This is a genomic window from Chromohalobacter sp. (assembly GCF_039830575.1).
Lineage (GTDB): Bacteria > Pseudomonadota > Gammaproteobacteria > Pseudomonadales > Halomonadaceae > Chromohalobacter > Chromohalobacter israelensis.
Genome location: NZ_JBDOOX010000001.1, coordinates 40,186 through 65,988, shown reverse-complemented (window position 1 = coordinate 65,988; position 25,803 = coordinate 40,186). Strand labels below are relative to the sequence as shown.

Genomic DNA, 25,803 nt, shown 5'->3' with positions numbered 1-25,803 from the left:
CTCTGACGAGTCGCTTGCCTTGATAGGTCGTGACTGGCACCCCTATCCCGGGCAAGCGCCCACATGAATTACCTGATCGACTTGTTAAAGAGCATCTCGTTTTCGCCAAAGCGCCTAACGAGGAAGGGGTATTCTACCGATACCGCCGTGATTGTCAAGGCAAAATGCCTGTCGGGACAATCCGTCACCGCATCCGAACATCCGTGCGATGAGTGGCGACTCGCAAGGTACGCATTTTACCGAAACCGGCGCGACTGTCAAGCGAAATCCTTCGAGGCGAACCTGAAAGTCTCAAGCAAGTCAGTCACTTGCGAACCTCTTCCACCGCTGGCCACGAGGTCCGTCGCCGGCAGCGGATGCGTACTTTACGGATCCGCCGCCGTGAACGCAAGGGGTTTTTGGCTCAAATCACGAAATGATCGACGAAGCGATGGACGGGCGTGCTTTCCAGGCGCTCCTGCGACGTGCACAACGCCAGAATCTCGTCGCAGCGGCGCGCCGGAAAGCGGGTCGCGAGGTTTGCCTGAAACTTTTCTTCCAGCAGCGGCATGCCCTCTGCACGGCGCCGCCGATGTCCGATGGGATACTCCACGGCGACCTGTTCGGTGCTGCTGCCATCGACAAAGAAGACCTGGACCGCATTGGCGATGGAGCGCTTGTCCGCCTCGAGATATTCACGGGTATAGCGTTCGTCCTCCACGACCTCCATCTTGTCGCGCAGCCGATCGATGATCGGGTGTGCCTCGTGGAAGGCATCTTCGTAGTGCTCCGCCTGCAGGTGTCCGAACGCCAGGGGCACGGCCGTCATGTATTGCAGGCAGTGGTCACGATCGGCCGGATTGGCCAGACGCCCGTGCTTGGAGATGATGCGAATCGCCGACTCGTGCGTCGTGATCACGATGCGGTCGATGTCGTCCAGGCGATCCTTGACCTGAGGGTGCAGGAGAACGGCCGCCTCGCACGCGGTCTGGGCATGGAACTCCGCGGGGAAGCTGATCTTGAACAGGACGTTCTCCATGACATAGGACCCGTACGCCTGCGAGACACGGAAATGGCGCTCCGTCTCTGGCTTCAACTGCTGATCCTTGTTGGTCTTGGCGAACGACACGTCGTAAAAGCCCCACTGGGGAGCGCTGAGCACACCGGGGATGCCCATTTCGCCACGCATGGCGATATCCGCCAGACGCACGGCACGCGACGTCGCGTCTCCCGCCGCCCATGACTTGCGTGATCCGGCATTCGGTGCATGACGATAGGTGCGCAGACTCTGACCATCGACGAACGCATGCGACAACGCGGCCAGCAACTGCTCGCGATCCGCGCCCATCAACTTGGCGACCACGGCCGTCGAGGCGACCTTGACCAGCACCACGTGATCGAGCCCCACGCGATTGAAGGAGTTCTCCAGGGCCAGCACGCCCTGAATCTCGTGCGCCATGACCATGGCGTCGAGCACGTCACGCATCGTCAGCGCCGGCTCGCCCACGGCCACCCGTTTTTGCGACAAGTGATCCGCCACTGCCAGAATGCCGCCCAGGTTGTCCGACGGGTGCCCCCATTCCGCCGCCAGCCAGGTGTCGTTGTAATCCAGCCAGCGAATGATGGCACCGATATCCCATGCGGCCTTGACCGGATCGAGGCGCAGCGAGGTACCGGGCACACGGGCACCATGCGGCACCACCGTGCCTTCGACCAGTGGCCCGAGATGCTTGGTGCACTCGGGGAAGCGCAGTGCCAGCAAACCGCAGCCCAGCGTATCCATCAGGCAATGGCGCGCAGTTTCCAGAGCCTCGCGACTCTCCACGCGATATTCCAGCACGTAATCGGCGATCCGCTGCAGTTCTATGTCGTAATCGGGACGTTGATTCTGTTCGACGTTGGCGCTCATGGCGTGTCCTTGCGTTTGTCACTGATCACCGGGGCGAAGCCCGAAGCCACTCGTTAACCGCGCTGTTCCATCGGCACCCAATCGCGCTTCTCCGGTCCCACATAATCCGCGCTGGGGCGAATGATGCGATTGTTGCCGCGCTGCTCGGCGACATGGGCACACCAGCCGGTGAGTCGCGAACACACGAAGATGGGCGTGAACAGCTTGGTGGGAATTCCCATGAAGTGATAGGCACTGGCGTGGAAGAAGTCGGCATTGCAGAACAGCTTCTTCTCGCGCCACATGACCGCCTCGACACGCTCGGACACCGGGTAGAGCACGCTGTCGCCCACGTCCTCGGCGAGTTTCTTCGACCACTGCTTGATGATGGCGTTGCGCGGATCGGACTCGCGGTAGATCGCGTGCCCGAAGCCCATGATCTTGTCACCGCGGGAAAGCATGCCGAGGATCTCGTGCTCGGCTTCTTCCGGTGTCTGCCAGTTTTCGATCATGTCCATCGCCGCCTCGTTGGCACCGCCGTGCAACGGCCCCCGCAACGAGCCGATGGCGCCGGTCACGCAGGAATGGATGTCCGACAGGGTCGAGGCACAGACACGCGCCGTGAACGTCGAGGCATTGAATTCATGTTCGGCGTACAGGATCAGAGAGACGTTCATCACCCGGGCATGCAGCTCCGAGGCCGGCTTGCCGTGCAACAGGTGCAGGAAATGCCCGCCTACCGAGTCGTCATCGGTCTCGGTGTCGATGCGTACGCCCTCGTGACTGAAGCGATACCAGTAATTGATGATCGACGGAAACGCCGCGAGCATGCGGTCGGAGTGCGCCTGCTGCTCACCGAAGCTCGCTTCGGTCTCGAGGTTGCCGAGTACCGAGCAGCCGGTGCGCATCACATCCATCGGGTGCGTATCGGCAGGCAGCTGTTCGAGCACCGTCTTGAGCGCATCGGGAAGGCCACGCAGCGTCTTGAGCGTCGCCACATAGGCGTCGAGCTCGGCTTGAGTCGGCAATGTGCCCTTGAGCAGCAGATATGCCACTTCCTCGAAGCGGGCGTGCTCGGCGAGATCGTGGATATCGTAACCGCGATACGTGAGCCCCGAACCGTCCTTGCCCACGGTGCATAGCGCGGTGCTGCCGGCGCTCATGCCGCGCAGGCCGGTACTGCTGGGCGTCTTGTCTGCCATGGCGTGCCTCCTGGAGTCGAATTGTCGTCGCTGCTGCATGTCTGGCCGGTGGCGCCGGTATCGCCCTATTTCTCCCGATCGAACAAGGCATCCAGCTTGTGCTCGAAGGCGTAGTAGTCGAGAAACTCGTACAGCTCTTCGCGTGTTTGCATCTTGTCGACGACATCGCGCTGGTGGCCGTTGTCACGAATGCTGCGGTACACCGACAGCGCCGCGGCATTCATGGCACGAAACGCCGACAGCGGGTACAGCACCATGCGACAGCCGACATCGGCCAGCTCTTGCTGACTGAACAAGGGCGTCGCGCCGAATTCGGTGATATTGGCGAGAATGGGCGCATTGACCCCGGCACAAAACGCACGGTAATCGTCGAGACTGTGTACGGCCTCGGCGAAGATGGCATCGGCACCGGCCTCGAGACAGGCATTGGCACGCTCGATGGCAGCGTCCAGTCCTTCTTTCTGGAAGGCATCGGTGCGTGCGATCAGGTAGAAGTCGTCGTCCAGCCGCGCATCGGCCGCCGCCTTGATGCGATCCACCATTTCCTGCTGCGACACGATGGCCTTGTTGGGCCGATGACCGCAGCGTTTCTGCGCGACCTGGTCCTCCAGGTGCACGGCCGCCACTCCCGCGCGCTGCATTTCCTTGATCGTGCGGGCGATATTGAACGCTCCCCCCCAGCCGGTATCGATATCCACCAGCAGCGGCGCCTCCGAGGCTCCCGTGATGCGGCGGGCATCCTCGGCCACATCGTTCATGGTGGTCATGCCCAGATCAGGCAGCCCGAAGGACGCATTGGCGACGCCGCCCCCGGAAAGATAGATCGCGGGATGCCCGACCTTCTCGGCCATGAGCGCCGTATAGGCATTGATGGTGCCGACGATCGGCAAGGGACGATGCGCGTCGAGCGCAGCGCGAAAACGGGTACCAGGGGTGGGATGGCTCATGGCGTCGACCTCTCCTCGGAATCGGCGTGACCGGCCTCGCCTTCGAGTGCCTCGGCATAATGCTTGGCGACGTTCTCGCGGGAGGCACTGACGTGACGGCGCATCAACAGCTCGGCAAGCTCCTCGTCGCCGGCCTCGATGGCATCGACGATGCGGTGGTGCTCGACGAAGGCGCGTTGCGGACGCGCCCCGTTGGCGCTGAACTGCGTGCGATAAAGGCGTACCAGGTAATACAGATCGTCGCAGAGCATGGTCATCAGCATTCGGTTGTGACTGCCCTGCACGATGCAATAGTGAAAATCGAGATCCCCTTCGCGCTGGAAATAAGCTTCGTCGCGCTGCAGATCCTCCTGGCGCTCGTGGACCGCCAGCACGTCGCGCAAGCCGGCGATTTCCGCGGCGGTCATGTGGCGTGCGGCCAGACGCGCCGCCATGCTCTCCAATGCTTCACGCAAGTCGAAGAGCTCCAGCAGCTCGCGCATGGAAAGCTTGACCACCCGGGCGCCGACATGCGGAATGCGCTCGATCAGCCGGTGCGCTTCCAGGCGGCGCATGGCCTCGCGCAACGGCCCGCGAGAGATGCCGTAGGCCTTGGCCAGGCCCGGCTCGGTGATCTTGGCGCCAGGGGCGAGTTCACCCCGCACGATGGCGCTTTGCAACTGCTGGAAGACACGCTCGGCGAGCGTGCGCACCTCGGGAGGATCGTCGTGGCCACTCGGAGCGCCGGTGGCGTTGTCGGTAAACGAAGAGAGAGCCATATAATTGTCGACAATAAAAAGTTAACCACACTGTAGTGAGCCACTTCTTGCGGGTCAATAGCGATGAGACCGCCTTCTCTACATCTTTCGGCGAACATCGGCAAGATCATCCCGACCACCATTGTCGACAATGCTCAATAGCGTCACGATGTCACGGCTGCCTCCTGCAACAGCGCCGCCAACCGCCTGGGTTTCTGGAACGGCAACGAATGGTCGGTCCCCGGCAGTGGCCGGTACGTCCAGTCGGCACGCCGGCGCTCCAGCTCGGCATGATACGCCTGCATGGCCGCGAGACTCTTGCCCCCCACCACGCTCGTCACGTCGCGCTGCGCCGCCAGCAAGGCCTCGCGATCCAGCCGGCGAACGGCATGGGTGACGCAATCCAGCGCATTGGCGAATCCCAGGGGACGTCGCGCGAGACGCGTCACCATCATGCGCTCGGCGCGTGGGTTGCGGGAGCGGTGCGGCGCAATGAGGTCGAGAAAAGCCACGATACCGGCTTGCGGCGTCGCGGCCTCGCGAATCCGTGCAGCCGCATCGGCATATCCATCGCGCACGCGCAGCATGGTCGCATGGTCCTCGCGCTCCAGCAGCGCCGGCTCGAGCAGCATGGTCCGCCCGATACGCGCGCCCAGACGCTGCTTGAGACGCATGGCCACGAGCCCACCGAACGAATATCCGATCACGTCGCACTGCGGGATGTCATGGGTGTCGAGCAAGGCGGCAACGTCATCGACGACCTGCTCCAGCGAGAAGGCCCGTTCCTCGCCGTCGGGATCGCGCGTCTCGCCCATGCCACGCAGATCGGGCATCAGGAAGGTACGCCAGGCCGTCAAGTGAGGCAGCATCGGTTCCCAGGTCATGTCGGCGGCCACCCCGGCACCATGCAGCATGAGCACATTGCCCGAGCCGGAACGTCGATCGAGGCGGCGCCATCGGCAGCGCTGGTCCGCGCGCGACAGCGTTCCCTGTTGTATTTCCTCGTCGTTCACCGGCGATATCGTCATAACCTCGTTCCCTGTCTGCTGATGATTCAGCCACCCGCGCATTGCCACGGCTGCCATGCTACCGCCTCGCCGACTGGCCTGGCAGCCTGCCGGGCGCAACGGCACACCGCCCCTCGGCAAATCGATGAGTTCGGCTCGAAATCCGTTGCTCTCGCGGCGACCGATCAGGCCTTACAGGCTGTTAGAATAAGCCGCTCGCGAAAGGAAGCCAGTGCATGACGCCAACACTCGAACAGACTCCTCTGCCCTATCATGCCGATCCGCTGACACGCTTCGAGCGACTGCGCCAGCGCCCCCATGCCGTGCTTCTGGACAGCGGTTTTCCGGCGGCCCCCGGCGGACGTTACGATATCATCAGCAGCGATCCCGTCGCCTGGCTCGAGGTCGACCGTCACGGGCGGGCGATCAGCAACGTCAAGGACCTGCCCGACGCCCCGCTGGATGCTCAGCGCGCACTGCTGGAGCGACTGCCCAAGCCCGCCCTGGCAAGCGAGCTGCCGTTTCTCGGCGGCCTGATCGGTTATTGGAGCTATGACTTCGGCCGCCACCTGGAATCCTTGCCGGACACCGCCCGCGAAGCGGTGACGCTTCCTCATAGCCGGGTCGGCCTCTACGACTGGGCGATCGTTCACGATCATCAGGCACGGCATGCCTGGCTCGTGGCCACGCCGGAAAGGCGCGCGCAGGTCCTGGCATGGCTGCAGGACACGCCGCCGCCAGCGGCGCCATTCACGCTGCTCTCGCCCTTTCGGAGCGAATGGAACCGCCAGGCATACGGCGAGCGCTTCCGCGCCGTGCAGCATTACATTCGCAGCGGCGACTGCTACCAGATCAATCTTGCCCAGCGTTTCAGCGCCGCCTATCGCGGCGATCTCTGGCAAGCCTACCGGCGCCTCCGTGCCGCCACGCCGACGCCGTACGGCGCCTACCTGGCCTGGGGCGATCAGGGCATCCTGTCGCTATCGCCGGAGCGCTTTCTGCGGGTCGAAGGCACGCAGGTGGAAGCCCGCCCCATCAAGGGCACGCGCCCGCGCGGGCAGACGCCCTGGCAGGACCGCCAGTACGCGCATGAACTGCGCCACAGTCTCAAGGACACCGCCGAGAACGTCATGATCGTCGACCTGTTGCGCAACGATCTGGGACGGGTATGTCGACCGGGAAGCGTGCGGGTGCCGCAACTGTGCGGTCTCGAAAGCTACGCCAACGTGCACCATCTGGTCAGTGTCATCACCGGCGAACTGACCGCCGATCAGCACGCCCTGGATTTGCTGGGCGCGGCCTTTCCGGGCGGGTCGATCACCGGGGCGCCCAAGGTTCGCGCCATGCAGCTCATCGACGCGCTCGAGCCCAGTCGACGCAGCGTGTACTGCGGCAGCATCGGCTACGTGGACGTTCGGGGCCACATGGACACCTCCATCGCGATCCGTACCGCCGTGGCCGATGCCGGCCACCTGCATCTCTGGGGTGGCGGCGGCCTGGTCGCGGATTCCGACGAGGAAGCCGAATATCAGGAGACCCTGGCCAAGATCACACGTCTGATGGACGCCTTGACCGGCGACTGACACCGCATGCTCCGGGGGAATCGCGTATCCTGAGGGCGCCCATACATCGCCATACGCCGACGCCATGACACATGCATCGCCCGCCACCGCCAATGCCGACAGCGTCACGCGCTACCGAGCGCGTCGCCGCCACCAGCGGCGTCTCATCGCCGGACTCGCCGTGTTGACGCTGGGCATGTGCCTGGCCGACATCGCCACCGGCCCCGGCCAATACCCGCTTCAAGACATCCTCGCCGCACTCGTCGCCCCCGGCGACGTGTCGCAGACCTTGCGCGTGATCGTCTGGGACATTCGCCTGCCGGTGGCCCTGATGGCCGTCCTCGTCGGCGTGAGCCTGGCATCGGCCGGGGCCGAGATGCAGACCATCCTCAACAACCCCCTGGCCGACCCCTTCACCCTCGGAATTTCTTCGGCGGCCAGCGTCGGCGCGGCACTGGCCATCACGCTGGGCGTGAGCGTCATCCCCCTCGCCCAGCCCTTGTGGGTCACCGGCAATGCCTTTCTCATGGCACTCGGCGCCTCCCTGTTCATCTGGGGCATCAGCCGCTTGCGCGGCGTCAGCGTGCAAACCCTGGTGCTGATGGGTATCGCCGTCATGTTCTTCTTCAATGCCATGCTCGGACTGATGCAATACGTCGCCTCCGCCGAGGCACTGCAGCAACTGGTGTTCTGGTCGCTGGGCAGCCTCGGCAAGGCCAGCTGGGACAAGGTCGGCCTGATCGCCGCGGCGCTGTTGGTGACCCTGCCGATCTTTCTCCACGCCGGGTGGCGCCTCACCGCCCTGCGCCTGGGCGACATGCATGCCAAGGCCATGGGCATCGATGTGGCACGCTTGCGACTGCGCATGCTGCTGTGCTGCTCGCTGCTGGCCGCCATGGCCGTCGCCTTCGTCGGCACCGTCGGCTTCGTCGGTCTGGTGGGGCCGCACATCGCGCGGCTGCTGGTCGGCGAGGACCAGCGTGTCTTCCTGCCCGTGTCGGCGTTGAGCGGGGCGCTGATCATGTCGCTGACCTCGATCTTGTCGAAGACGCTGGTTCCCGGCATCCTGCTGCCGATCGGCATCCTGACGGCACTCATCGGCCTGCCGTTTTTCGTCTCGCTGATCCTGCGCAGCCGGCGGGAGGTGTGGGGATGACCCTGGATGTCGAACGTCTCGAGTGTCGGCTGGGCGGCACGCCGGTCCTCGAGGGCATTGCCAGCCTGACGGCCCGCGCCGGCGAGATCACGGCCTTGATCGGCCCCAACGGGGCGGGAAAATCGACCCTGCTCAAGGCCATTGCCGGCATCGAGCGGGCAACCGGCTCGCTGCGGCTGAATGACCACGACTTGATGGCCCTGCCGTTCGAAAAACGCGCCGAGCACCTTTACTACATGCCTCAAGAATTGAGTTCACGCGCCGTGCTCAGCGTCTTCGACGTGGTGCTCCTGGCACGTCGCACCCGGATCCGCGAGCCGCTGGAACAGGCCCTGGAGCAGGTCCGTGACACGCTCGTCGCCCTGGAACTGGAGCCCCTGGCCGAACGGGAACTGGGACGCCTCTCCGGCGGCCAGCGGCAACGCGTCGCCATCGCGCAGGCCGCGATCCGCGAACCCGCGCTGTTGATGCTCGACGAGCCGACCAGTGCCCTGGACCTGCATCATCAACTGCAAGTGCTCGATTGGCTGGCGCGTTTCGCCCACGAGCGCCAGGCCATCGTCGTCGTGGCACTGCATGACCTCAGCCTGGCGGCACGCTTCGCTCAACGCATGTGGATGCTGGCCAACGGCCGTGTCGCTGCCAGCGGTACGCCGGGCGAGGTCTTGACCCATGCTCGCCTGCGCGAGGTCTACGCCATCGATGCCCATATCGAATGGCCGGCGGACGAGCCGCCGCGCGTCACACCGCTCACCGCGATCCGCCCGCTGGGAAGATAGCGCTTCTCATGCAGAAAGATTCTAAACACCCTCCCGACGCCTTCGTTATTGGTATATAAGCTTCGAACCAATCGATATTGGGGAGTCGCCGGGCCGCTTTGCTAGGGTATGGCCATTCGTCGAAGTCGGTCGACTTCGCGCCACGTTCACAGGAGTTCATCATGTCGCTCGATATCGATGCCATCAACCGCGACCTCGGTCACGACCCGGAGGCGCTGGTGCGCTGGGCGCTCTCTCTCGAGGGCAAGGTCATCTGCACGACCAACTTCCGTCCCTTCGAAGCGGTGATCCTGCACATGATCACCCAGGTCAATCCCGACACCCCCGTGGTGTGGATGGATTCCGGCTACAACACCGAGGCGACGTACCGCTTCGCTGACGAGGTCAGCCGCCGCCTGAACCTCAACTTGACGATCTATCATCCGCGCCGCTCGCGCGCGCACCGGGAAGCCGTCGAGGGGGCGTTTCCCGCCATCGACGACCCGCGTCATGCGGCCTTTACCGAAGAGGTGAAGCTCGAACCGTTCCAGCGTGCCCTGCGTGAAACCGCGCCACGCGTCTGGCTCACCGCGCTGCGCGCCGAGGACACCGCGGAACGCGCCCAGATGCAGCCGGTATCGATCAATCAGGATGGGCTGATCAAGGTCGCCCCGGTACTGCACTGGACTGCCAAGGACATGTACCAGTATCTGCAGAAGCACGACCTGCCCAACAACTTCGACTACTTCGATCCCACCAAGGTGGAAGACAAGCGTGAGTGCGGCCTGCACCTGCAGCACTGAGCAGGTTGCGGCATCCCACGTCTTGACGTGCCTAGCGCGTTGCGTCGATCACGAGCAACGCGCCGGGGTATCGGCTCGTCAGCGTACCGGCAGTTCCACGCCCTCGAACAATCCCTGCTCGTGACGCGGCCCCGCCGCCAGCGCAGCTTCGACGCTATCCCGGTCGAGGTGCGGCGCGAAACGCTTGACGAAATCGAACATGAAACCGCGCATGAAGGTACCGCGGCGAATGCCGATCTTGGTCGTCGAACTGGCGAACAGGTGGCTGGCGTCCAGCGCCACCAGGTCGCGATCGACCACCGGATCGACCGCCATGTGCGCCACGATCCCCACGCCCAGACCCAACCGTACATAGGTCTTGATCACGTCGGCGTCGGCGGCGGTCAGCACCACATTGGGGGTGAGGTCATGCGCCTTGAAGGCATCATCGAGCTGCGAGCGGCCGGTGAAGCCGAATAGATAGGTCACCAGCGGATGCTCGGCCAGCGTTTCGAGGGTCAGTGCCTCGACCTCCGCCAGCGGATGATCTCGCGGCACCAGCACGCACCGGTTCCAGCGATAGCAAGGCAACAGCACCAGGTCGGTGAACAACTCCAGGGACTCGGTGCAGATCGCAAAGTCGGCCTGGCCTTCGCTGACCATCTGCGCGATCTGCTTGGGCGTGCCCTGCTGCATGTGCAGGGCGACATCGGGGTATTTCTGGCGGAACTCGTGAATGACCGGTGGCAGCGCGTAGCGCGCCTGGGTGTGTGTGGTGGCGATCGAGAGACTGCCGCGCCGTTCGTCGCTGTGTTCCTGGGAGACGTGCTTGATGTTGTCGACGGTGCGCAACACCTTGCCGGCCAGTTCGATGATGGCCTCGCCGGCGGGCGTCACACGGGTCAGATGCTTGCCGCTACGCGCGAAGATTTCCACGCCCAGTTCGTCTTCCAGCAAGCGTATCTGTTTGGAAATGCCCGGTTGCGAGGTGAACAAGCTCTGCGCTGTGGCGGAAACGTTGAGGTTGTGCCGCGCCACTTCCCAGATATAACGCAACTGCTGGAGCTTCATGAGCGACGTCTCCCGAACGACAATCTTTTATGGCATAAAATTCAGATTTGTGATTACTTTAAAGCATATGGTGCGAGAGTAGAAGAGGCACGACGGCCTGGCAAGAACGCCCCTCGGTGGTGCGCGGAAAGGCCCTCACATGATAGGCTCGACCTATTGTCGCCATACCGATGGGGCATTTGCCAGGGCCATGGTCAACGGCTACCATCGCCTCATCTACGCTCGCAAAAGCGCAACGGAATACTGGAGAGATTCGTAATGGCTAACAATGTCGATGTCACCTCCGCCAACTTCGAGCAGGAAGTCATCAACGCGGAACAGCCGGTGCTGCTCAAGTTCTGGGCACCGTGGTGCGGCCCCTGCAAGATGATGGCTCCGGTGGTCGATGAAGTCGCCGACGAGAAAGCCGGTGGCCTCAAGGTCGTCAGCGTCAACGTCGACGATGCTCCCGAAATCGCCGCCGAACAAGGTGTGCGCGGTGTCCCCACCGTGATGCTGTTCAAGTCCGGTGCCAAGGTCGCCTCGCTGGTCGGCGCTCAGTCGAAGTCCCAACTGACGCAGTTCATCGACCAGAACACCTGATCGAGCAGCCCCCTGAACGACAGGCTGCGCAGAACCTTCATCGCCCCGCTCCCATGCGGGGCGATGTCGTTTCAGCGCTCCGGTGTCATCAATCCACGCTTGCGACGCGCACGCTCGGAGGGACTCAGTAGCCTCGCCAGCCAGCGTGTCTCCGGGTGGCTGTCCAGCGCGATCTTGAGCGTCATGGTCAGCGGCACCGACAGCAACATTCCCACCGGCCCGAAGATCCATCCCCAGACCACCAGCGACAGAAACGCCACCAATGTGGAAAGCCCCATCGTGCGTCCCATGACGCGCGGCTCGATGATATTGCCCATGAAGAAGTTGATGGCAAGGTAAGCCCCCGCCAGCACCATTGCCTTGAACAGGCCCCCTTCGGGCATCGCCAGGGTCAACAGCACGGCGGGAACGGCCGCCAGGGCCGAGCCGATGTTGGGAATGTAGTTGAGGCAGAATGCCAGGGTGCCCCACAGCAATGCGAAATCGACGCCGATCAACAGGCACGAGCCCCACACCAGCACCCCGGTCACAAGACTGATCACCGTCTTGATGGCCAGGTAGCGTTTCAGGTTGCGACTGAACTCGGTGAAACGCTTGAGACTCGGCGCCGGATTGAGCAGGGCGCGCGACACCTTGTTGCGGAAGTCCAGCGTCTCGAACAGCATGAAGATCACCAGCAGCATGATGACCACGCTTTGCGACAGCAGGTTGCCCACGCTGCCCAGAAAGACAGGTACCCAGTCGGTCGCACTAGACGTATCGAACAGGCGCGAGATGCCCTGCGGGTCGATGGAAATGCCCTGCCCCGCCAGCCAGCGCAGCACCGCCAGATAGTGTTCCTGCAGTTGCTCCTGCAGCTTCGGGAGGGCTTCCATGAAGGTCGCGAAGCTGTTGCCGAGCAATGCCCCCAGCAAGGTCACCAGCACGCCGAGGATCAGTAGCGTGACCAGCACGGACAGACGCATGCCAAGGCCGCGCTCATGCAGCCAGTGCACCGGCGATGTGCAGATGACGGCAATGAAGAGCGACAACAGAATGGGAATCAGCAGATCGGCACCGGCGCGCATGCCTCCCACGATGATCACCAGGGACGCCAGGGTCAGCATCAAGTTGAGAGGGAGGTTCTGGGAACCGGGGTCGTATCCGGGGGACATGGGGCGTTCGCATCCTTGACGAAACCAGCCTCCCATTCTGCCTGTCGGGGGTGACTTGCACAAACGCCCCGTGGTGCGGCATGAGCGAATGGGCGGCTCGAAACGAACCGCCCATTCATGCGAGGCGTTGCGCGCCCGGTTCGACGATCAGATGGCGAAGCCGCGCCCGAAATCCTCGGCCGACATCGCCATCAGGGTATCGCCACCGGCACGGATCATCTCGGCGTGCGCACGGGTACGCGGCAAGAGGCGCTGGTAGTAGAAACGGGCGGTATCGAGCTTGGCGCGATAGAACGCCGCATCATCGGGATTGCCGGCCAAGGCATCATGCGCCGCCTGTGCCGCGCGCGCCCAGAAGAATGCCAGGGTCACATATCCCGCGTACATCAGGTAATCGACACTCGCGGCACCGACTTCCTCGCGATCCTGCATGGCCTTCATGCCCACCGCCATGGTCAGATCGCCCCACTCGGCGTTGAGCTTTGCCAGGGGCGTGACGAACTCCGCCATGGCATCGTTCGCTTCATGGGCCTTGCAGAACTTGTGAATCTGCTTGGTGAAGGGCTTCAAGGCCTCTCCCTGGCTCATCAGCACCTTGCGACCGAGCAGGTCGAGAGCCTGGATACCCGTGGTGCCTTCATACAGCCGCGTGATGCGGGCATCGCGCACGTACTGCTCCATGCCCCATTCACGAATGTAGCCATGCCCCCCGAAGACCTGTACGCCCTCATTGGTGGCCTCGAAGCCCACCTCCGTGAGGAAGGCCTTGACGATGGGCGTCAGCAACCCGAGCAACGTTTCCGCCGATTCCCGTTCGCTGTCGGATGCCGAGCATTCGACGGTATCCGCCAGTTGCGCGGCATACAGCACCATCATGCGCCCCCCTTCGGCCAGGGCCTTCTGGGTCAGCAGCATGCGCCGTACATCGGGATGCGCAATGATCGGGTCGGCGGGCTTGTCGGTATTCTTTGCCCCGGACAGCGCCCGCATCTGCAAGCGCTCACGGGCATAGGCCAAGGCATTCTGGAAACTGATCTCCATCAACCCCAGCCCCTGGATGCCCACGCCGATACGGGCCACGTTCATCATCGTGAACATGCAGGCCAGCCCCTTGTGAGGTTCGCCGACGAGAAAGCCCCGGGCACCGTCGAAATTCATGACACAGGTGGCGTTGCCATGGATGCCCATCTTGTGCTCCAGCGAGCCGCAATTCACCGCATTGCGCTCGCCGATGCCCCCTTCGGCATCGGGCAGGTATTTGGGCACCACGAAGAGAGAGATGCCCTTGGTGCCCTCCGGGGCATCGGGCAATTTCGCCAGTACCAGGTGCACGATGTTCTCGGCCAGATCGTGCTCGCCCGCGGAGATGAAGATCTTGGTGCCGGTGATCCGATAACCTTCTTCCCCATCGGGCTGGGCGCGCGTCTTGATCAACCCCAGATCGGTCCCGCATTGAGGCTCGGTGAGGCACATGGTGCCCGTCCAGGTGCCCGCATTCAGCTTGGCCAGGTACTGCGCCTTCTGGGCTTCGCTGCCATGATGGCGCAAGGCATCCGCTGCCCCCTGGGAAAGCCCCGGATACATGCCCCAGGCCAGATTGGTGGAGCACACCATCTCGGACAACACCATGCCCAGCGATGTCGGCAACCCCTGCCCCTCATGCGCCGGATCCCCCGACAGGCTCGGCCAGCCGCCTTCGACGTACTGGGCATACGCCTCCTTGAAGCCCGGCGGCGTCACTACCTGATCACCTTCGAGGCGACAGCCATGCGTATCGCCCACCTGGTTGAGCGGCAGCAGCACATCACGCGTGAAGCGCGCGCCTTCCTCCAGGATCGCACTCACGACGTCCGGCGTGACATCGTCGGCCTGGGGAAGCCCCGCATAGTGCCGGGGATAGTCGAGGACCTCGTCCATCGCGAAGCGGAAATCGCGTAGCGGCGCCTGATAACTGGGCATCTCTGAAGCTCCTGAGCATTACGGGCGGGTGGCCCGCGGGACATCAAACATGCGTTTGAAATTAAGCCTCGGCCGGCACCAAGTCAAGCGTTCGTTTGATTCCGAAATTCCTCGCGGCAATGTCGCCACCGACCAAGACGGCGTCACTCATGCCGCCCCCAGGGGCGTCGTCGCCAGTTGCCACGCCACCAGCAGCAAGATTCCGCAGATCACACCTTCTATGGCCTGCCAATAACGCGGCTCGGCCAGGCGAGGCGCCAGCCAGCCGGCGCCACCCACGAGGCCGAAGAACCACCCCACCGAGGCCATCGACGCGCCGACGACGAACGCCATCGGCGCTGTCTGCTGCGCACCGATGGCGCCGAGCATGATCACCGTGTCCAGGTACACATGCGGGTTGAGCAACGTCACCGCCAGCGTGGCCGACAATACGCGCCAGAGACGAGGCGACGCCTCGCCACCGGCCTGCAAGGCCGCCGGGTGACGCACGCGTTGCCAGGCTTGCCATGCCTGCCAGCACAAGAAGGCGACGCCCGCCCAGCGGGCCACCTGCATCAGCCCCGCATGCGTGGCCAGCAAGGCGCCGAGTCCCAGCACGCCCAGTCCGATCAGCCCGAGATCGCAAAGTGCACAGACGGTTGCCACCCACCAGGGGTGTTCATTCCTGAGCCCGCGCTGCAGCACGAAGGCATTCTGCGCACCGATGGCAATGATCAATCCCGCACCGACAAACAGGCCATTGAACCAAGAGCTCCACATATCCGTTTCTCCCTTTCAGCCGGGATACGTTGATAAGTGGCGCAGAATACGCTTGACTACAGCAATAAGGTAAATTAATTCAAGGAATGGGTGATAACGTTTACTGATGCTCGACTACAAACTTCTCGAAGCACTGGCCGTCGTGGTCGATCAGGGGGGATTCGAACGCGGCGCGCATTACCTGGGGCTCACTCAGTCGGCCGTCTCGCAGCGCATCAAATTGCTCGAAGCTCGCCTGGGGCAACCGGTGCTGGTACGCACGCCCAAGCTCGCCCCGACGCCCCTGGGGCGCCGGCTGCTCAACCACGTTCAGCAGGTACGCTTGCTCGAACATGACTTGCTCGATCAGATCCCTGCCCTCGGCGAGCGCGAACAGCGGCTGCGTCTGGCCATCAACGCCGATAGCCTGGCCACGTGGTGGTCGCCGACGACCGGCGAGTTCTGCCGTCGCCAAGGGGTGCTGCTGGACTTGATCGTCGAGGATCAGGACGTGGCGCTCAAGCGCATGCGCGACGGCGAGGTGGCCGGCTGCATCTGCGCCACACCGCGCCCCGTGCAAGGCGCCCGCGCGCATGCCCTGGGCAGCATGCGCTACCGTGCCATCGCCAGCCCCAGCTACGTCTCACGTCATTTCCATGACGGCTTGACGCACGATGCCTTGCGCCAGGCGCCGGCCATCGTGTTCGGCCCCGACGACCGCCTCCAGCATCGCTACCTGGAGATGCGCGGCTACAAGGAATCCTTTCCCCACCACCTTTGCCCTTCCTCGGAAGGCTTCGTGCATCTTGCCCTGGCCGGCATGGGCTATGGCCTGATTCCCGAGCGCCAGGTAGCGCGCGAGCTGGAGGAAGGCCGTCTGGTGGACCTCGATCCGGACAGTCACATCGACGTGCCCCTTTACTGGCACCACTGGCGGCACGGCGGCGACACCCTGGATGCCTTGACGGCCCATCTGCTCGACATGAGCAGTGCCTGGCTCACGCCGCCGGCGCCGACGGCGGCGTCGCTGACATAGCACGCGTCACAGGGGCAGCGATCAGGCGTCGCCCAACCGGCGCGCCACGCTGGCCACCTTGTCGTCCATGTGCTGTTCGCGATCGGTCCGCGTGCCCATCTTCAGTGTGGTGGTGATGCGCGGAGCGCCCATCTCGTGGACCCGTTGGTGGCACGCCTTGACGACCGCCATGACGTCATCCCAGGGCCCTTCGATGTTGGTTCCATATGCATGCATGCGGTACTCGAGGTTCGACGCCTCGATGACGCGCTGACAAGCCGCGACGTGCTCACCCACCGAGACGCCCACGCCCAGCGGTACCACGCATAGATCGACGATGACATGCATGTCGGCCTCCCTGGATGCTTCTCGAAAACGGTTTCGAGACGATGAACTGGCCAGAGGCTGTACTGGCCAGACGGTGCCCGGCCCGGAGCTCGTGATCGAACTCCTCGAGGCGCCGGGCAGGCCGCTTGCCTCAGCCTCCCTCGCGGATGACGTCCGCCCCTTCGGGAATCTCGAAGGTGAAACGCGAGGCGTCGATATCGCCGTTGACCTCGATGTCGTCGAACGCGATGGCGGTACGCTGGCCGGTGCTGTCCTCCATCTGCAGGCCTTCCAGACGCTCGTTCTCGAACGTCAACTGCAGGCTTTCGAACAGCGTATCCGGCGACTTCGGCGTCAGCGTGAAGGTTTCCTCGTCATCGCCCTGGCGACTTTCCACGGCGTAGTTTTCCGTCAAGGCGTCGGCGCTTCCCGATAACAGCAGTGCCGGCGTGTGCGTGACCCGCGTATCCAGCGGCCGCACGCTCACCTGTTCCAGATCGGGGTCGTAGAGGTAGACCTTGTCACCATCGGAGACCACCACTTGCCGGTACGGCGCCTCGACTTCCCAGTGGAACTTGCCCGGCCGCGAGAGCCACATGTGACCCTCGGCTTCCTGCAGGCGCTGGCCACCGCCATCGAGGATCTGCTGATCGAAATCCGCCGAGTAGGAGGTGACCGACTCCAGCAGTGCCGCCAAACGCTCCGCGCCACCCGTCTGCGCCTGCGCCGTCAATGGCAACGCGAGCGTCGCGCCGATCGCCAGCGCCCACTTGAATGCTCTCATGCCCACTCCTCGTTTCATCATCTGCATTGCTCGCCAGGCGTTGCCCGAAACTGACCGCGCCTCGCTCGCCGACTTTGCGTATCACTCGTGGGACGCCACGCCGGGCCGAAAGTTGCAGTTCCGTCATGGCGTTCACACTCTTTGCACCTTTCCCTTGCGCCTTTCGGCCGCCCACCGATTGCAGGCCGGCGTCAGCGATCCACGGGCGGCGGCGCCAGCACTTCGCGTGCCCCGTTGGTTCCCATCGAGGTCACGACGCCGGCGGCTTCCATGGCCTCGACCAGACGCGCAGCACGGTTGTAGCCGATCTTGAAACGGCGCTGCACGGCGGAAATCGAGGCACGGCGCGACTCGGTGACGAATTGCACGGCCTCGTCGTAGAGCGCGTCCTGCTCGGGATCGTCGCCGTCGCCGCCTTCCGCCTCGAGCCCCGTCAAGGCATCGGCGGACACCCCGCCGGAGAGAATTTCGTCGACGTACTCGGGTTCGCCGCGACGCTTCCAGTCCTCGACGATGCGATGGACTTCATCATCGTCGACGAAGGCCCCGTGGACACGCGTGGGCATGCCGGCCCCGGCCGGGAGATAGAGCATGTCGCCATGCCCCAGCAGGTTCTCGGCACCGCCCTGGTCGAGGATGGTGCGAGAGTCCACCTTGGAGGACACCTGGAAAGCCATGCGCGTGGGAATGTTGGCCTTGATCAGGCCGGTCACCACGTCCACCGAGGGGCGCTGCGTCGCGAGAATCAAGTGAATTCCCGCCGCGCGCGCCTTCTGGGCCAGGCGGGCGATCAACTCTTCCACCTTCTTGCCCACGATCATGAACATGTCGGCGAATTCGTCGATCACCACCACGATGTACGGCAGCTTCTCGAGCACCGGCGGCTGCTCGTGCATTTCCCAGGGTTGCGGCTCCCACAACGGGTCGGCGACCTGGGCGCCATGCCGTTCGGCCTCGTCGAGCTTGGCGTTGAAGCCGGCCAGGTTGCGCACGCCCATCGCTGCCATCAGCTTGTAGCGCCGCTCCATTTCGGCCACGCACCAGCGCAATGCGTTGGCGGCTTCCTTCATGTCGGTGACCACCGGCGCCAGCAGATGCGGAATGCCGTCGTAGACCGACAGCTCCAGCATCTTCGGGTCGACCATGATCATGCGCACCTCGTCCGGCGTCGCCTTGAGGAGCATCGAGATGAGCATGGCATTGACGCCCACCGACTTGCCCGACCCCGTGGTACCGGCCACCAGCAGGTGCGGCATCTTGTTGAGGTTGGCGACCACCGGATTGCCGCCGATGTCCTGGCCCAGCCCCATGGTGAGCGGCGACTCGGCCTGCTGATAGACATCCGAATCGAGCACTTCCCGCAGCCGGATCATGGCACGGTTGGGGTTGGGAATTTCGATCCCCACCGTGGGGCGCCCGGGAATGATCTCCACCACGCGCACGCTCTTGACCATCAGCGAACGCGCCAGGTCCTTCGACAGGTTGCTGATCTTGGAGACCTTGACCCCGGCGGCGGGCTTGATCTCGAAGCGGGTGATGACCGGGCCCGGCCAGGTATCGACGACCTCGGCCTTGACGCCGTACTCACGCAGCCGCGTTTCCAGCAGCTCGGCCATGTCCGCCAGCTGCTCGTCGGTATAGTTGGGTTTTTGCTCACCGGTCGGCGTCAATAGCCGCAAGGTGGGCAACGCCCCTTCGGGCTCGGTCGACGGCACGGTCTCGGGACGCTGATTCTGCAGATGCTCCACCGTCCACAGCGCCGGGGCCTCGTCATCGCCTTCCGGCTCGCTCGCCGACGGCTCGGCGGCGCGCGCCTCGGGCGTTTCCCCGGGCGCGCTTTCCACCCGACCACGCGGCGCCGACCGTGACGCATCCGCCGAAGGCGCATCCGACACCTCGGGCTCGGGGGGCGCCGAGGCCGGTGCCGATGAGTGCGCTTGCGGGGCTTCGTCGTCCCAGCTGATGCGAGGGCGCGGCGCTGCCGAAGGCGTCTCGGGCGCGGGTGCCGGTGACGCGGCATCCTCGGAGGCCGCAGGCGGGATGTCGTCGGCCTCGGGAGGCGGCGGGGCAAAGGACGCCGTTCCGACGTCATCGTCGTCGCGACGGGCCTGGATGCCCCAATCGCCGAGCGGCACATCGTCATCGTCGTCGGCAGTGAGCGGCTCCGGAATCGGCTCGGGAATGCGACGCCGCGTGACATCGGCCCGCATCGGGGTCTCGGTATCGGTATCCGTACCGGATGGCGTCCGAGGCGATGTCTCGGCTGAACGGGGCACTTCGCCGTCCTCGCCTGCTTCCTGCTTCTCGGCAGCAGGGCCGTCAGCGGCATCGGCCGTGGACGACTGACGCGTCGACGCGGCGGTCCTGGCGTGGACCGGCTCGCCATCGCGTGCGTCGTCAGCACTCTGTTGCGCGGAATAGGCGGCTTCAGGGCGCTTGGCGGAAGGCGTGTGCTCGGGCACGTCCCAGGGGATATCGGTCTTGCCGTCGTTGCGCCATGCCGAGGCGGCAGGCGCGGCTGCCTCGCGGGCATCGAAGGACGGCTCCACGCGCCGGGCCTGCGCCGAGGCATAGGCCGGTTCCGGGGAATCGCCGCCGAGCTGGGGCGCGCGACGCGACGGCCACCAGCGCTGCCACCAGGGCGTATGCGGGGCGACCTCTTCTTCGTCGCGCGCCTCATCGTCGGTGTCCGACACGTCCGCGCCATCGGCCAGCCGGGGCTCATGGTACGCCTCGGCTGCGTCGTCGCCCTCGGAAGCCGCCCGGCGCTCGGCGCGTCGTTCACGGCCTCCCGACCACTTGGAAACGCCCCAGCCCAGCAAGCGGTACATGCCGCGCCCCAGCTCGTCCATCACCGCCAGCCAGGTCATGCCGGTGAACAGGGTGAACCCGCACATGAAAGCGACCAACGCGACCAGGGTGGTGCCCTGCATGTTGAGCAGGGGCTGCAGGGCACCGACCAGTCCTTCGCCCAGAATGCCGCCCGCCGCGTAGGGCAGTTCGCTGTCGGGGTGATAGAAATGCAAGGCGCCAAGGGTCGTGGTGCTCAGCAACAGCAGCACCAGACCGCTGGTTCTGACCGATAGTGCGGTCGGGTCCCAGGCGATGCTCACTTCCCGCGCGCGCAGCATCCGCCAGGCCGCGAAGCCGAACATGCCCGGCCACCACAGCGCACTGGCGCCGAACAGCGAATACAGCACGTCGGCCAGCCACGCACCGACAGGCCCCATCCAGTTGGCAATCGACTGGTCCGGGCCGCTGTGCGACCACCCCGGATCGCTCGATGCATAGCTGAACAGCGACAGCAGGAGAAAGACACAGACCGCCAGCAGCACGATGGCGGCACCTTCGCGCGTCACACCCTGCAGGTGCATCACGACCCGACGTGCCTGCTCCTTGGCCTGCGACGCCGCTTGTCGGCGTTCATTGCGTTTTTCGTTGACACTCAAGTGGCCATCCCCCTTGCGCCACGTATGGCGATACCGGTGTTACCAACGCCGCCCGATGCGAGCAGTCCCTGTCGCATCCGCACGAGGTCGGCTCGCATCTCATGATCGGTGGTCGTCCCTGGCGTGCTCCCGCAAGCGTTTGCCGCCTCGGTCACCGGAAGGCGCCTGGACGATCAGGAGTGCCATCATACCCACCCCGTGCGCTGCGTCACAGGGGCAAACGTCGTCCTCTGCTGTCGCCGGGAAGCGACGCCACGCGGCCGGGAGGCGAAGCGGGTGGTTATCGACAGCCCACCTGACGTACGCTGATGCGAACCCCCTGACGTCAGTGCTGGAGCCTACCTCCATGTTGCCTTGGCTACCTGCCCATCGGGTCGCATTCCCCGCCGTCGAACATGCCCTGCGCGAACCGGACGGCCTGCTCGCCGCCGGCGGCGATCTCACGCCGGCATGGCTGCGCTGTGCATATCGTCACGGCATCTTCCCGTGGTTCGCGCCCGGTGAGCCCATTCTGTGGTGGAGTCCCGATCCGCGCCTGGTGCTGTTTCCCGAGGAGATCCACGTTCGCCGCAGCCTCGCCAAGCGCCTGCGCAACGCCGGCTTCACGGTCACCTTCGACCATGCCTTCGAGGCCGTCATCACGGCCTGTGCGACCACCCGCGCTGCCGCGGAAGGAACCTGGATCACGCCCGCCATGCACGCTGCCTACTGCCGCCTGCACATCGAGGGCGATGCGCATTCGGTCGAGGTGTGGCGGGACGGCGAGCTGGTCGGCGGACTTTACGGCATCGCCCTGGGCGGCGTTTTCTTCGGTGAGTCGATGTTCAGTCGGGTCGCCGATGCCTCGAAGGTGGCACTCGTGCATCTGGCGCGTCACCTGGCCGCCCACGGCGGCCGCCTGATCGACTGCCAGGTTCACACCCCGCACCTGGCAAGCCTCGGGGCGCGCTGCATCGCTCGCACGACGTTCATCGACTATCTTGACCAGTATGTATCTGCGCCCGTTTCATCATCGTTGTGGCCCGCCGCTCCCTCCACTGACGGATGTGCTGGCGCGAGCCGCCATGGACCGGGCGCCGACATGCGTCGGGGCGACATGAGTAGAGAGTCGACATGAGCAGCAACACACCGTCCCAGCTCACGCGAGACCTGCGCTTTTTCCTCACGGTCCCGCACGGCTGCAGCTATCTGCCCGACCGCGAGGCGACCACGCTGTTCCTGGACCCCCAGGAACAGCCTGGCCAGGGCGTGTACGATGCCCTGGCGCTGCTCGGGTTCCGGCGCAGCGGGCGGCATCTCTATCGTCCCCATTGCGAGGGCTGCCGGGCCTGCATCTCGGTGCGCATTCCGGTGGACGATTTCACGCCCAAGCGCACGCAGCGCAAGCTGATCTCGCGTAACGCCGACATTGAGACCCGCATGCTGCCGGCGGCCTTCCATGAAGAGCATTATGCCCTGTATGCCCGCTACATCCGCACCCGCCATGCCGACGGCGACATGTATCCGCCCAGTCACGAGCAGTACCGTACCTTCCTGACCCTCGATCACCCCTACGCCCGGCTGATCGAGTTTCGCCTGCAGGGACAATTGCTCGGCGTCGCGGCAACGGACCTGCTCAGCCACGGCGTCTCGGCGATCTACACCTTCTTCGACCCTTCACCGGCCTTCGAGCGGCGGTCGCTGGGCACGTATGCGATTCTCCATCAGATCGAGCTGGCCCGCCGGCTCGGCCGCCCCCACGTTTACCTGGGGTACTGGATCCGTCAATGCCGCAAGATGAGCTACAAGCAGGATTTCGAGCCGCTGGAGTATCTCGACGGCCGCCACTGGCGGCGCCAGATCCCTCTCGTCGAGTGACCTCCACCGCTCCGACCGGCAATTCGTGCACGGGTTTTTTGCCTTAACTCGCGGCATGCGGCAGAATATCGGGCTATCTTCAAGACCGATACCGGTTGCGGCCGGTATCCAGCGTCGTCGATGCGGCGCATTCCGTGACGCACTTTCGAAGAAGCCTTCAACGCAATACGAGGAAACGCCTAATATGGCACGTGAAGACCATATTGAAATGGAAGGTGTCGTGGTCGATACCCTTCCCAACACCATGTTCCGAGTCGAGCTGGAAAACGGCCACGTCGTGACGGCCCACATTTCCGGCAAGATGCGCAAGAACTACATCCGCATCCTGACCGGCGACAAGGTCAAGGTCGAGCTGACCCCCTACGATCTGTCCAAGGGCCGTATCGTCTACCGCGCTCGCTGAGCACCTGCCAGGCAGACACGGTGTTTGCCCGATCGCCAAGGCCACGAAAAACGCCCCGTCATCATGACAATGACAGGGCGTAAAGCGTGATGCCTTGAAGCGGTGGCGAGAGACCGTCAGGCCACGGCTGCCTCCGTTTCCAGATGCAGCTCGCCCTCCTCGACCGTGACGTGCACCACGCCACCGTGCTCGGCGAGATCGCCGAACAGAATCATCTCGGCCAGCGGCTTCTTGAGCTTTTCCTGAATGACACGTCCCATCGGGCGTGCCCCCATTTCCGGATCGTACCCCTCTTCGGCCAGCCACGCGCGCGCCGTTTCGTCGACGTCCAGCTGCACTCGCTTCTCGTCGAGTTGCGCCTGCAGTTCGACCAGGAACTTGTCGACCACGTTGCGCACCACCGAGGGAGACAGGCCGTGGAACTGGATGATGCCGTCCAGGCGGTTGCGGAACTCGGGCGAGAAGGTCTTGCGCAGCACTTCCATGGCATCCGAGGAGTGATCCTGCGTCTGGAAGCCGATGGAGCGCCGTGCGATCTGCTCGGCACCGGCATTCGACGTCATGATCACGATGACGTGCCGGAAATCGGCTTCGCGCCCGTTGTTGTCCGTCAGGCGGCCATGGTCCATGACCTGCAGCAGCAGGTTGAAGACCTCGGGGTGCGCCTTCTCGATCTCGTCGAGCAGCAGCACGCAATGCGGCTGCTTGTTGATCGCCTCGGTCAGCAGCCCGCCCTGGTCGTATCCGACGTACCCCGGGGGCGCACCGATCAGACGCGAGACGGTGTGGCGTTCCATGTACTCGGACATGTCGAAGCGCACCAGCTCGATGCCCATCAACTGCGACAGCTGGCGGGCCACTTCGGTCTTGCCGACACCAGTCGGCCCCGAGAACAGGAAGCTGCCCACCGGCTTGTCCGGCGACTTCAGGCCGGCGCGCGACAGCTTGATTGCCGCCGCCAGGCTGGTGATCGCCTCGTCCTGCCCGAACACCAGCATCTTGAGGTCGCGCTCGAGGTTGGACAGCAGCTTGCGATCCGAACTGGACACGCTCTTCGGCGGAATCCGGGCGATCGATGCCACCACCGCCTCGACCTGATCCACGTCGATGGTGGAGACGCGCATCTCGGGCGGCAGCAGGCGCTGATGCGCACCGGCCTCGTCGATCACGTCAATGGCCTTGTCGGGCAGGTAGCGGTCGTTGATGTAACGGTCCGCCAGCCGCGCCGCGCTTTCCAGTGCCGTGTCGGTGTACTTGAGCGCATGATGCTCCTCGAAGCGCCCACGCAGGCCCTTGAGGATGCGAATGGTGTCGTCCACGGTCGGCTCGGGCACATCGACCTTCTGGAAACGACGTGCCAGCGCGCGATCCTTCTCGAAGATGCCGCGGAACTCCTGGAAGGTCGTCGAGCCGATGCAGCGCAGCTCGCCGGACGACAGCAGCGGCTTGAGCAGGTTGGAGGCGTCCATGACGCCACCCGACGCCGCGCCGGCCCCGATCACGGTATGGATCTCGTCGATGAACAGGATCGCATTGGGTTGCTTGCGCAATTCGGCGAGCAGGCCCTTGAGCCGCTTCTCGAAGTCGCCCCGGTACTTGGTACCGGCCAGCAGGGTGCCCATGTCGAGCGAATAGACGACACCGTCGCTGATCACGTCGGGAACGTCCTCCTCGACGATACGCTTGGCCAGGCCCTCGGCGATGGCGGTCTTGCCGACACCGGCCTCGCCCACCAGCAACGGATTGTTCTTGCGCCGACGCGCCAGGATCTGGATGACGCGCTCGAGCTCGTGGTCGCGCCCGATCAACGGATCGATCTTGCCCAGGCGCGCCTGCTCGTTGAGGTTGGTGGCATATCCCGTCAACGGGTGGGTGCCGCCTTCGGACACGCCTTCCTCGGCATCCTCGCTTTCCTGGGAGGACGGCGACTGGCCGTGGCCGGCGACCTTGGAGATGCCGTGGGCGATATAGTTCACCGCATCGACGCGCGCCACGTTCTGCTGCTTGAGGAAATAGACGGCCTGGCTTTCCTGTTCGGAGAAAATCGCGACCAGGACATTGGCGCCGGTCACCTCCGACTTGCCCGAGGACTGCACGTGGAAGACCGCGCGCTGCAGTACGCGCTGGAAGCCCAGCGTCGGCTGCGTCTCGCGATCCTCCTGCTCATCGGGGATCAGGGGGGTGGTGGAATTGATGAAATCCTGAAGATCGGCGCGCAGCTTCTCGAGATTGGCGCCGCAGGCTCGCAACACATCGGCCGCGGAGGCATTGTCCAACAACGCCAGCAGCAGATGTTCCACGGTCATGAACTCGTGGCGCTTGGAACGCGCCACGGTGAAGGCCGTGTTCAGGGTGAGTTCAAGTTCTTTGCTCAACATGGCAATCCCCTCTTGGCCGCCTATGGCGTCTGTCGGCACTTTCACAATCGAGCACAAACAGAGGTTAT

The 25,803-nt window shown here is 64.3% G+C and carries 22 protein-coding genes; 9 read left to right on the top strand and 13 right to left on the bottom strand.

Annotated features, from left to right (window positions below):
- Positions 1-403: 403 nt before the first annotated feature.
- The 5 genes from prpD to ABGX75_RS00290 form a co-directional block, all read right to left on the bottom strand.
- Positions 404-1,888, bottom strand: a complete 1,485-nt coding sequence (prpD, locus tag ABGX75_RS00310) for a 2-methylcitrate dehydratase (RefSeq protein ID WP_110061751.1) — start codon at positions 1,886-1,888, stop codon at positions 404-406.
- 53 nt (positions 1,889-1,941) lie between these two features.
- Positions 1,942-3,069 (bottom strand): 2-methylcitrate synthase, encoded by a 1,128-nt coding sequence (prpC, locus tag ABGX75_RS00305; protein WP_110061750.1) that lies wholly within the window; start codon positions 3,067-3,069, stop codon positions 1,942-1,944.
- A gap of 65 nt (positions 3,070-3,134) precedes the next feature.
- The gene (gene prpB, locus ABGX75_RS00300; RefSeq protein ID WP_110061749.1) at positions 3,135-4,016 is read right to left on the bottom strand and encodes a methylisocitrate lyase; all 882 of its coding nucleotides are present in this window, start codon (positions 4,014-4,016) and stop codon (positions 3,135-3,137) included.
- Positions 4,013-4,774 (bottom strand): GntR family transcriptional regulator, encoded by a 762-nt coding sequence (locus ABGX75_RS00295; RefSeq protein ID WP_110061748.1) that lies wholly within the window; start codon positions 4,772-4,774, stop codon positions 4,013-4,015. The genes prpB and ABGX75_RS00295 overlap by 4 nt, the downstream gene beginning before the upstream one ends.
- Before the next feature lie 143 nt (positions 4,775-4,917).
- Positions 4,918-5,781 carry an alpha/beta hydrolase gene (locus tag ABGX75_RS00290; RefSeq protein WP_110061747.1) on the bottom strand — a complete coding sequence of 288 codons (864 nt, stop codon included), beginning with the start codon at positions 5,779-5,781 and terminating at the stop codon, positions 4,918-4,920.
- A gap of 215 nt (positions 5,782-5,996) precedes the next feature.
- Between ABGX75_RS00290 and pabB the strand changes: the two genes are divergently transcribed.
- The 4 genes from pabB to ABGX75_RS00270 all read left to right on the top strand — a co-directional run bounded on the left by pabB (position 5,997) and on the right by ABGX75_RS00270 (position 10,039).
- On the top strand, positions 5,997-7,343 hold the full coding sequence (pabB, locus tag ABGX75_RS00285) for an aminodeoxychorismate synthase component I (protein WP_110061746.1): 1,347 nt from the start codon (positions 5,997-5,999) through the stop codon (positions 7,341-7,343).
- Between the two features lie 64 nt (positions 7,344-7,407).
- Positions 7,408-8,478: an iron ABC transporter permease gene (locus ABGX75_RS00280; RefSeq protein ID WP_110061745.1), complete on the top strand. Its 1,071-nt coding sequence runs from the start codon at positions 7,408-7,410 to the stop codon at positions 8,476-8,478.
- Positions 8,475-9,257 (top strand): ABC transporter ATP-binding protein, encoded by a 783-nt coding sequence (locus ABGX75_RS00275; RefSeq protein WP_110061744.1) that lies wholly within the window; start codon positions 8,475-8,477, stop codon positions 9,255-9,257. The genes ABGX75_RS00280 and ABGX75_RS00275 overlap by 4 nt, the downstream gene beginning before the upstream one ends.
- 161 nt (positions 9,258-9,418) lie before the next feature.
- Complete coding sequence (locus ABGX75_RS00270; RefSeq protein WP_011507720.1) at positions 9,419-10,039, top strand: phosphoadenosine phosphosulfate reductase family protein; 621 nt, start codon at positions 9,419-9,421, stop codon at positions 10,037-10,039.
- Between the two features lie 78 nt (positions 10,040-10,117).
- Here the strand turns inward: ABGX75_RS00270 and cysB are convergent, their stop codons facing one another.
- The gene (gene cysB / locus ABGX75_RS00265; protein ID WP_011507721.1) at positions 10,118-11,089 is read right to left on the bottom strand and encodes an HTH-type transcriptional regulator CysB; all 972 of its coding nucleotides are present in this window, start codon (positions 11,087-11,089) and stop codon (positions 10,118-10,120) included.
- Between the two features lie 258 nt (positions 11,090-11,347).
- Here cysB and trxA point away from each other — a divergent pair, with 258 nt between their 5' ends.
- Positions 11,348-11,671 carry a thioredoxin gene (trxA, locus tag ABGX75_RS00260; protein WP_011507722.1) on the top strand — a complete coding sequence of 108 codons (324 nt, stop codon included), beginning with the start codon at positions 11,348-11,350 and terminating at the stop codon, positions 11,669-11,671.
- A 71-nt stretch (positions 11,672-11,742) separates the two neighbouring features.
- Here the strand turns inward: trxA and ABGX75_RS00255 are convergent, their stop codons facing one another.
- From ABGX75_RS00255 to ABGX75_RS00245, 3 genes are all read right to left on the bottom strand, one after another.
- Complete coding sequence (locus tag ABGX75_RS00255; protein WP_011507723.1) at positions 11,743-12,825, bottom strand: AI-2E family transporter; 1,083 nt, start codon at positions 12,823-12,825, stop codon at positions 11,743-11,745.
- A 147-nt stretch (positions 12,826-12,972) separates the two neighbouring features.
- Entirely contained in the window at positions 12,973-14,784 is a 1,812-nt protein-coding gene (locus tag ABGX75_RS00250; RefSeq protein WP_110061743.1) for an acyl-CoA dehydrogenase C-terminal domain-containing protein, read from the bottom strand.
- A 147-nt stretch (positions 14,785-14,931) separates the two neighbouring features.
- The gene (locus ABGX75_RS00245) at positions 14,932-15,543 is read right to left on the bottom strand and encodes a LysE family transporter (protein ID WP_011507725.1); all 612 of its coding nucleotides are present in this window, start codon (positions 15,541-15,543) and stop codon (positions 14,932-14,934) included.
- 106 nt (positions 15,544-15,649) lie between these two features.
- Here ABGX75_RS00245 and ABGX75_RS00240 point away from each other — a divergent pair, with 106 nt between their 5' ends.
- Positions 15,650-16,558 (top strand): LysR family transcriptional regulator ArgP, encoded by a 909-nt coding sequence (locus tag ABGX75_RS00240; protein ID WP_035415235.1) that lies wholly within the window; start codon positions 15,650-15,652, stop codon positions 16,556-16,558.
- Between the two features lie 21 nt (positions 16,559-16,579).
- Here ABGX75_RS00240 and ABGX75_RS00235 read toward each other — a convergent pair whose 3' ends face one another.
- The 3 genes from ABGX75_RS00235 to ABGX75_RS00225 all read right to left on the bottom strand — a co-directional run bounded on the left by ABGX75_RS00235 (position 16,580) and on the right by ABGX75_RS00225 (position 21,097).
- On the bottom strand, positions 16,580-16,885 hold the full coding sequence (locus tag ABGX75_RS00235) for an MTH1187 family thiamine-binding protein (RefSeq protein WP_011507727.1): 306 nt from the start codon (positions 16,883-16,885) through the stop codon (positions 16,580-16,582).
- 130 nt (positions 16,886-17,015) lie between these two features.
- Entirely contained in the window at positions 17,016-17,648 is a 633-nt protein-coding gene (gene lolA / locus ABGX75_RS00230) for an outer membrane lipoprotein chaperone LolA (protein ID WP_011507728.1), read from the bottom strand.
- A 191-nt stretch (positions 17,649-17,839) separates the two neighbouring features.
- On the bottom strand, positions 17,840-21,097 hold the full coding sequence (locus tag ABGX75_RS00225; protein WP_110061742.1) for a DNA translocase FtsK 4TM domain-containing protein: 3,258 nt from the start codon (positions 21,095-21,097) through the stop codon (positions 17,840-17,842).
- Between the two features lie 346 nt (positions 21,098-21,443).
- On the opposite strand from ABGX75_RS00225, the gene aat reads away from it, so the two are divergent.
- The 3 genes from aat to infA all read left to right on the top strand — a co-directional run bounded on the left by aat (position 21,444) and on the right by infA (position 23,357).
- Entirely contained in the window at positions 21,444-22,214 is a 771-nt protein-coding gene (gene aat / locus ABGX75_RS00220) for a leucyl/phenylalanyl-tRNA--protein transferase (protein ID WP_110061741.1), read from the top strand.
- Entirely contained in the window at positions 22,211-22,954 is a 744-nt protein-coding gene (locus tag ABGX75_RS00215; RefSeq protein ID WP_110061740.1) for an arginyltransferase, read from the top strand. Before aat ends, ABGX75_RS00215 begins: the two co-directional genes overlap by 4 nt.
- 184 nt (positions 22,955-23,138) lie before the next feature.
- Positions 23,139-23,357 carry a translation initiation factor IF-1 gene (gene infA / locus ABGX75_RS00210; protein WP_011507732.1) on the top strand — a complete coding sequence of 73 codons (219 nt, stop codon included), beginning with the start codon at positions 23,139-23,141 and terminating at the stop codon, positions 23,355-23,357.
- A 116-nt stretch (positions 23,358-23,473) separates the two neighbouring features.
- On the opposite strand, the gene clpA is transcribed toward infA, so the two are convergent.
- The gene (clpA, locus tag ABGX75_RS00205) at positions 23,474-25,735 is read right to left on the bottom strand and encodes an ATP-dependent Clp protease ATP-binding subunit ClpA (protein ID WP_011507733.1); all 2,262 of its coding nucleotides are present in this window, start codon (positions 25,733-25,735) and stop codon (positions 23,474-23,476) included.
- Positions 25,736-25,803 lie beyond the last annotated feature (68 nt).

What these genes read in the sequence shown, in the direction of transcription:
- ABGX75_RS00250 (WP_110061743.1), bottom strand. Translation starts at nt 14,784, where the DNA reads ATGCCCAGTTATCAGGCGCCGCTACGCGATTTCCGCTTCGCGATGGAC.
- cysB (WP_011507721.1), bottom strand. Translation starts at nt 11,089, where the DNA reads ATGAAGCTCCAGCAGTTGCGTTATATCTGGGAAGTGGCGCGGCACAAC.
- prpD (WP_110061751.1), bottom strand. Translation starts at nt 1,888, where the DNA reads ATGAGCGCCAACGTCGAACAGAATCAACGTCCCGATTACGACATAGAA.
- ABGX75_RS00295 (WP_110061748.1), bottom strand. Translation starts at nt 4,774, where the DNA reads ATGGCTCTCTCTTCGTTTACCGACAACGCCACCGGCGCTCCGAGTGGC.
- lolA (WP_011507728.1), bottom strand. Translation starts at nt 17,648, where the DNA reads ATGAGAGCATTCAAGTGGGCGCTGGCGATCGGCGCGACGCTCGCGTTG.
- ABGX75_RS00215 (WP_110061740.1), top strand. Translation starts at nt 22,211, where the DNA reads ATGAGCAGCAACACACCGTCCCAGCTCACGCGAGACCTGCGCTTTTTC.
- infA (WP_011507732.1), top strand. Translation starts at nt 23,139, where the DNA reads ATGGCACGTGAAGACCATATTGAAATGGAAGGTGTCGTGGTCGATACC.
- ABGX75_RS00280 (WP_110061745.1), top strand. Translation starts at nt 7,408, where the DNA reads ATGACACATGCATCGCCCGCCACCGCCAATGCCGACAGCGTCACGCGC.
- clpA (WP_011507733.1), bottom strand. Translation starts at nt 25,735, where the DNA reads ATGTTGAGCAAAGAACTTGAACTCACCCTGAACACGGCCTTCACCGTG.
- ABGX75_RS00235 (WP_011507727.1), bottom strand. Translation starts at nt 16,885, where the DNA reads ATGCATGTCATCGTCGATCTATGCGTGGTACCGCTGGGCGTGGGCGTC.
- ABGX75_RS00245 (WP_011507725.1), bottom strand. Translation starts at nt 15,543, where the DNA reads ATGTGGAGCTCTTGGTTCAATGGCCTGTTTGTCGGTGCGGGATTGATC.
- trxA (WP_011507722.1), top strand. Translation starts at nt 11,348, where the DNA reads ATGGCTAACAATGTCGATGTCACCTCCGCCAACTTCGAGCAGGAAGTC.
- ABGX75_RS00270 (WP_011507720.1), top strand. Translation starts at nt 9,419, where the DNA reads ATGTCGCTCGATATCGATGCCATCAACCGCGACCTCGGTCACGACCCG.
- pabB (WP_110061746.1), top strand. Translation starts at nt 5,997, where the DNA reads ATGACGCCAACACTCGAACAGACTCCTCTGCCCTATCATGCCGATCCG.
- ABGX75_RS00255 (WP_011507723.1), bottom strand. Translation starts at nt 12,825, where the DNA reads ATGTCCCCCGGATACGACCCCGGTTCCCAGAACCTCCCTCTCAACTTG.
- ABGX75_RS00290 (WP_110061747.1), bottom strand. Translation starts at nt 5,781, where the DNA reads ATGACGATATCGCCGGTGAACGACGAGGAAATACAACAGGGAACGCTG.
- aat (WP_110061741.1), top strand. Translation starts at nt 21,444, where the DNA reads ATGTTGCCTTGGCTACCTGCCCATCGGGTCGCATTCCCCGCCGTCGAA.
- ABGX75_RS00240 (WP_035415235.1), top strand. Translation starts at nt 15,650, where the DNA reads ATGCTCGACTACAAACTTCTCGAAGCACTGGCCGTCGTGGTCGATCAG.
- prpB (WP_110061749.1), bottom strand. Translation starts at nt 4,016, where the DNA reads ATGAGCCATCCCACCCCTGGTACCCGTTTTCGCGCTGCGCTCGACGCG.
- ABGX75_RS00275 (WP_110061744.1), top strand. Translation starts at nt 8,475, where the DNA reads ATGACCCTGGATGTCGAACGTCTCGAGTGTCGGCTGGGCGGCACGCCG.
- prpC (WP_110061750.1), bottom strand. Translation starts at nt 3,069, where the DNA reads ATGGCAGACAAGACGCCCAGCAGTACCGGCCTGCGCGGCATGAGCGCC.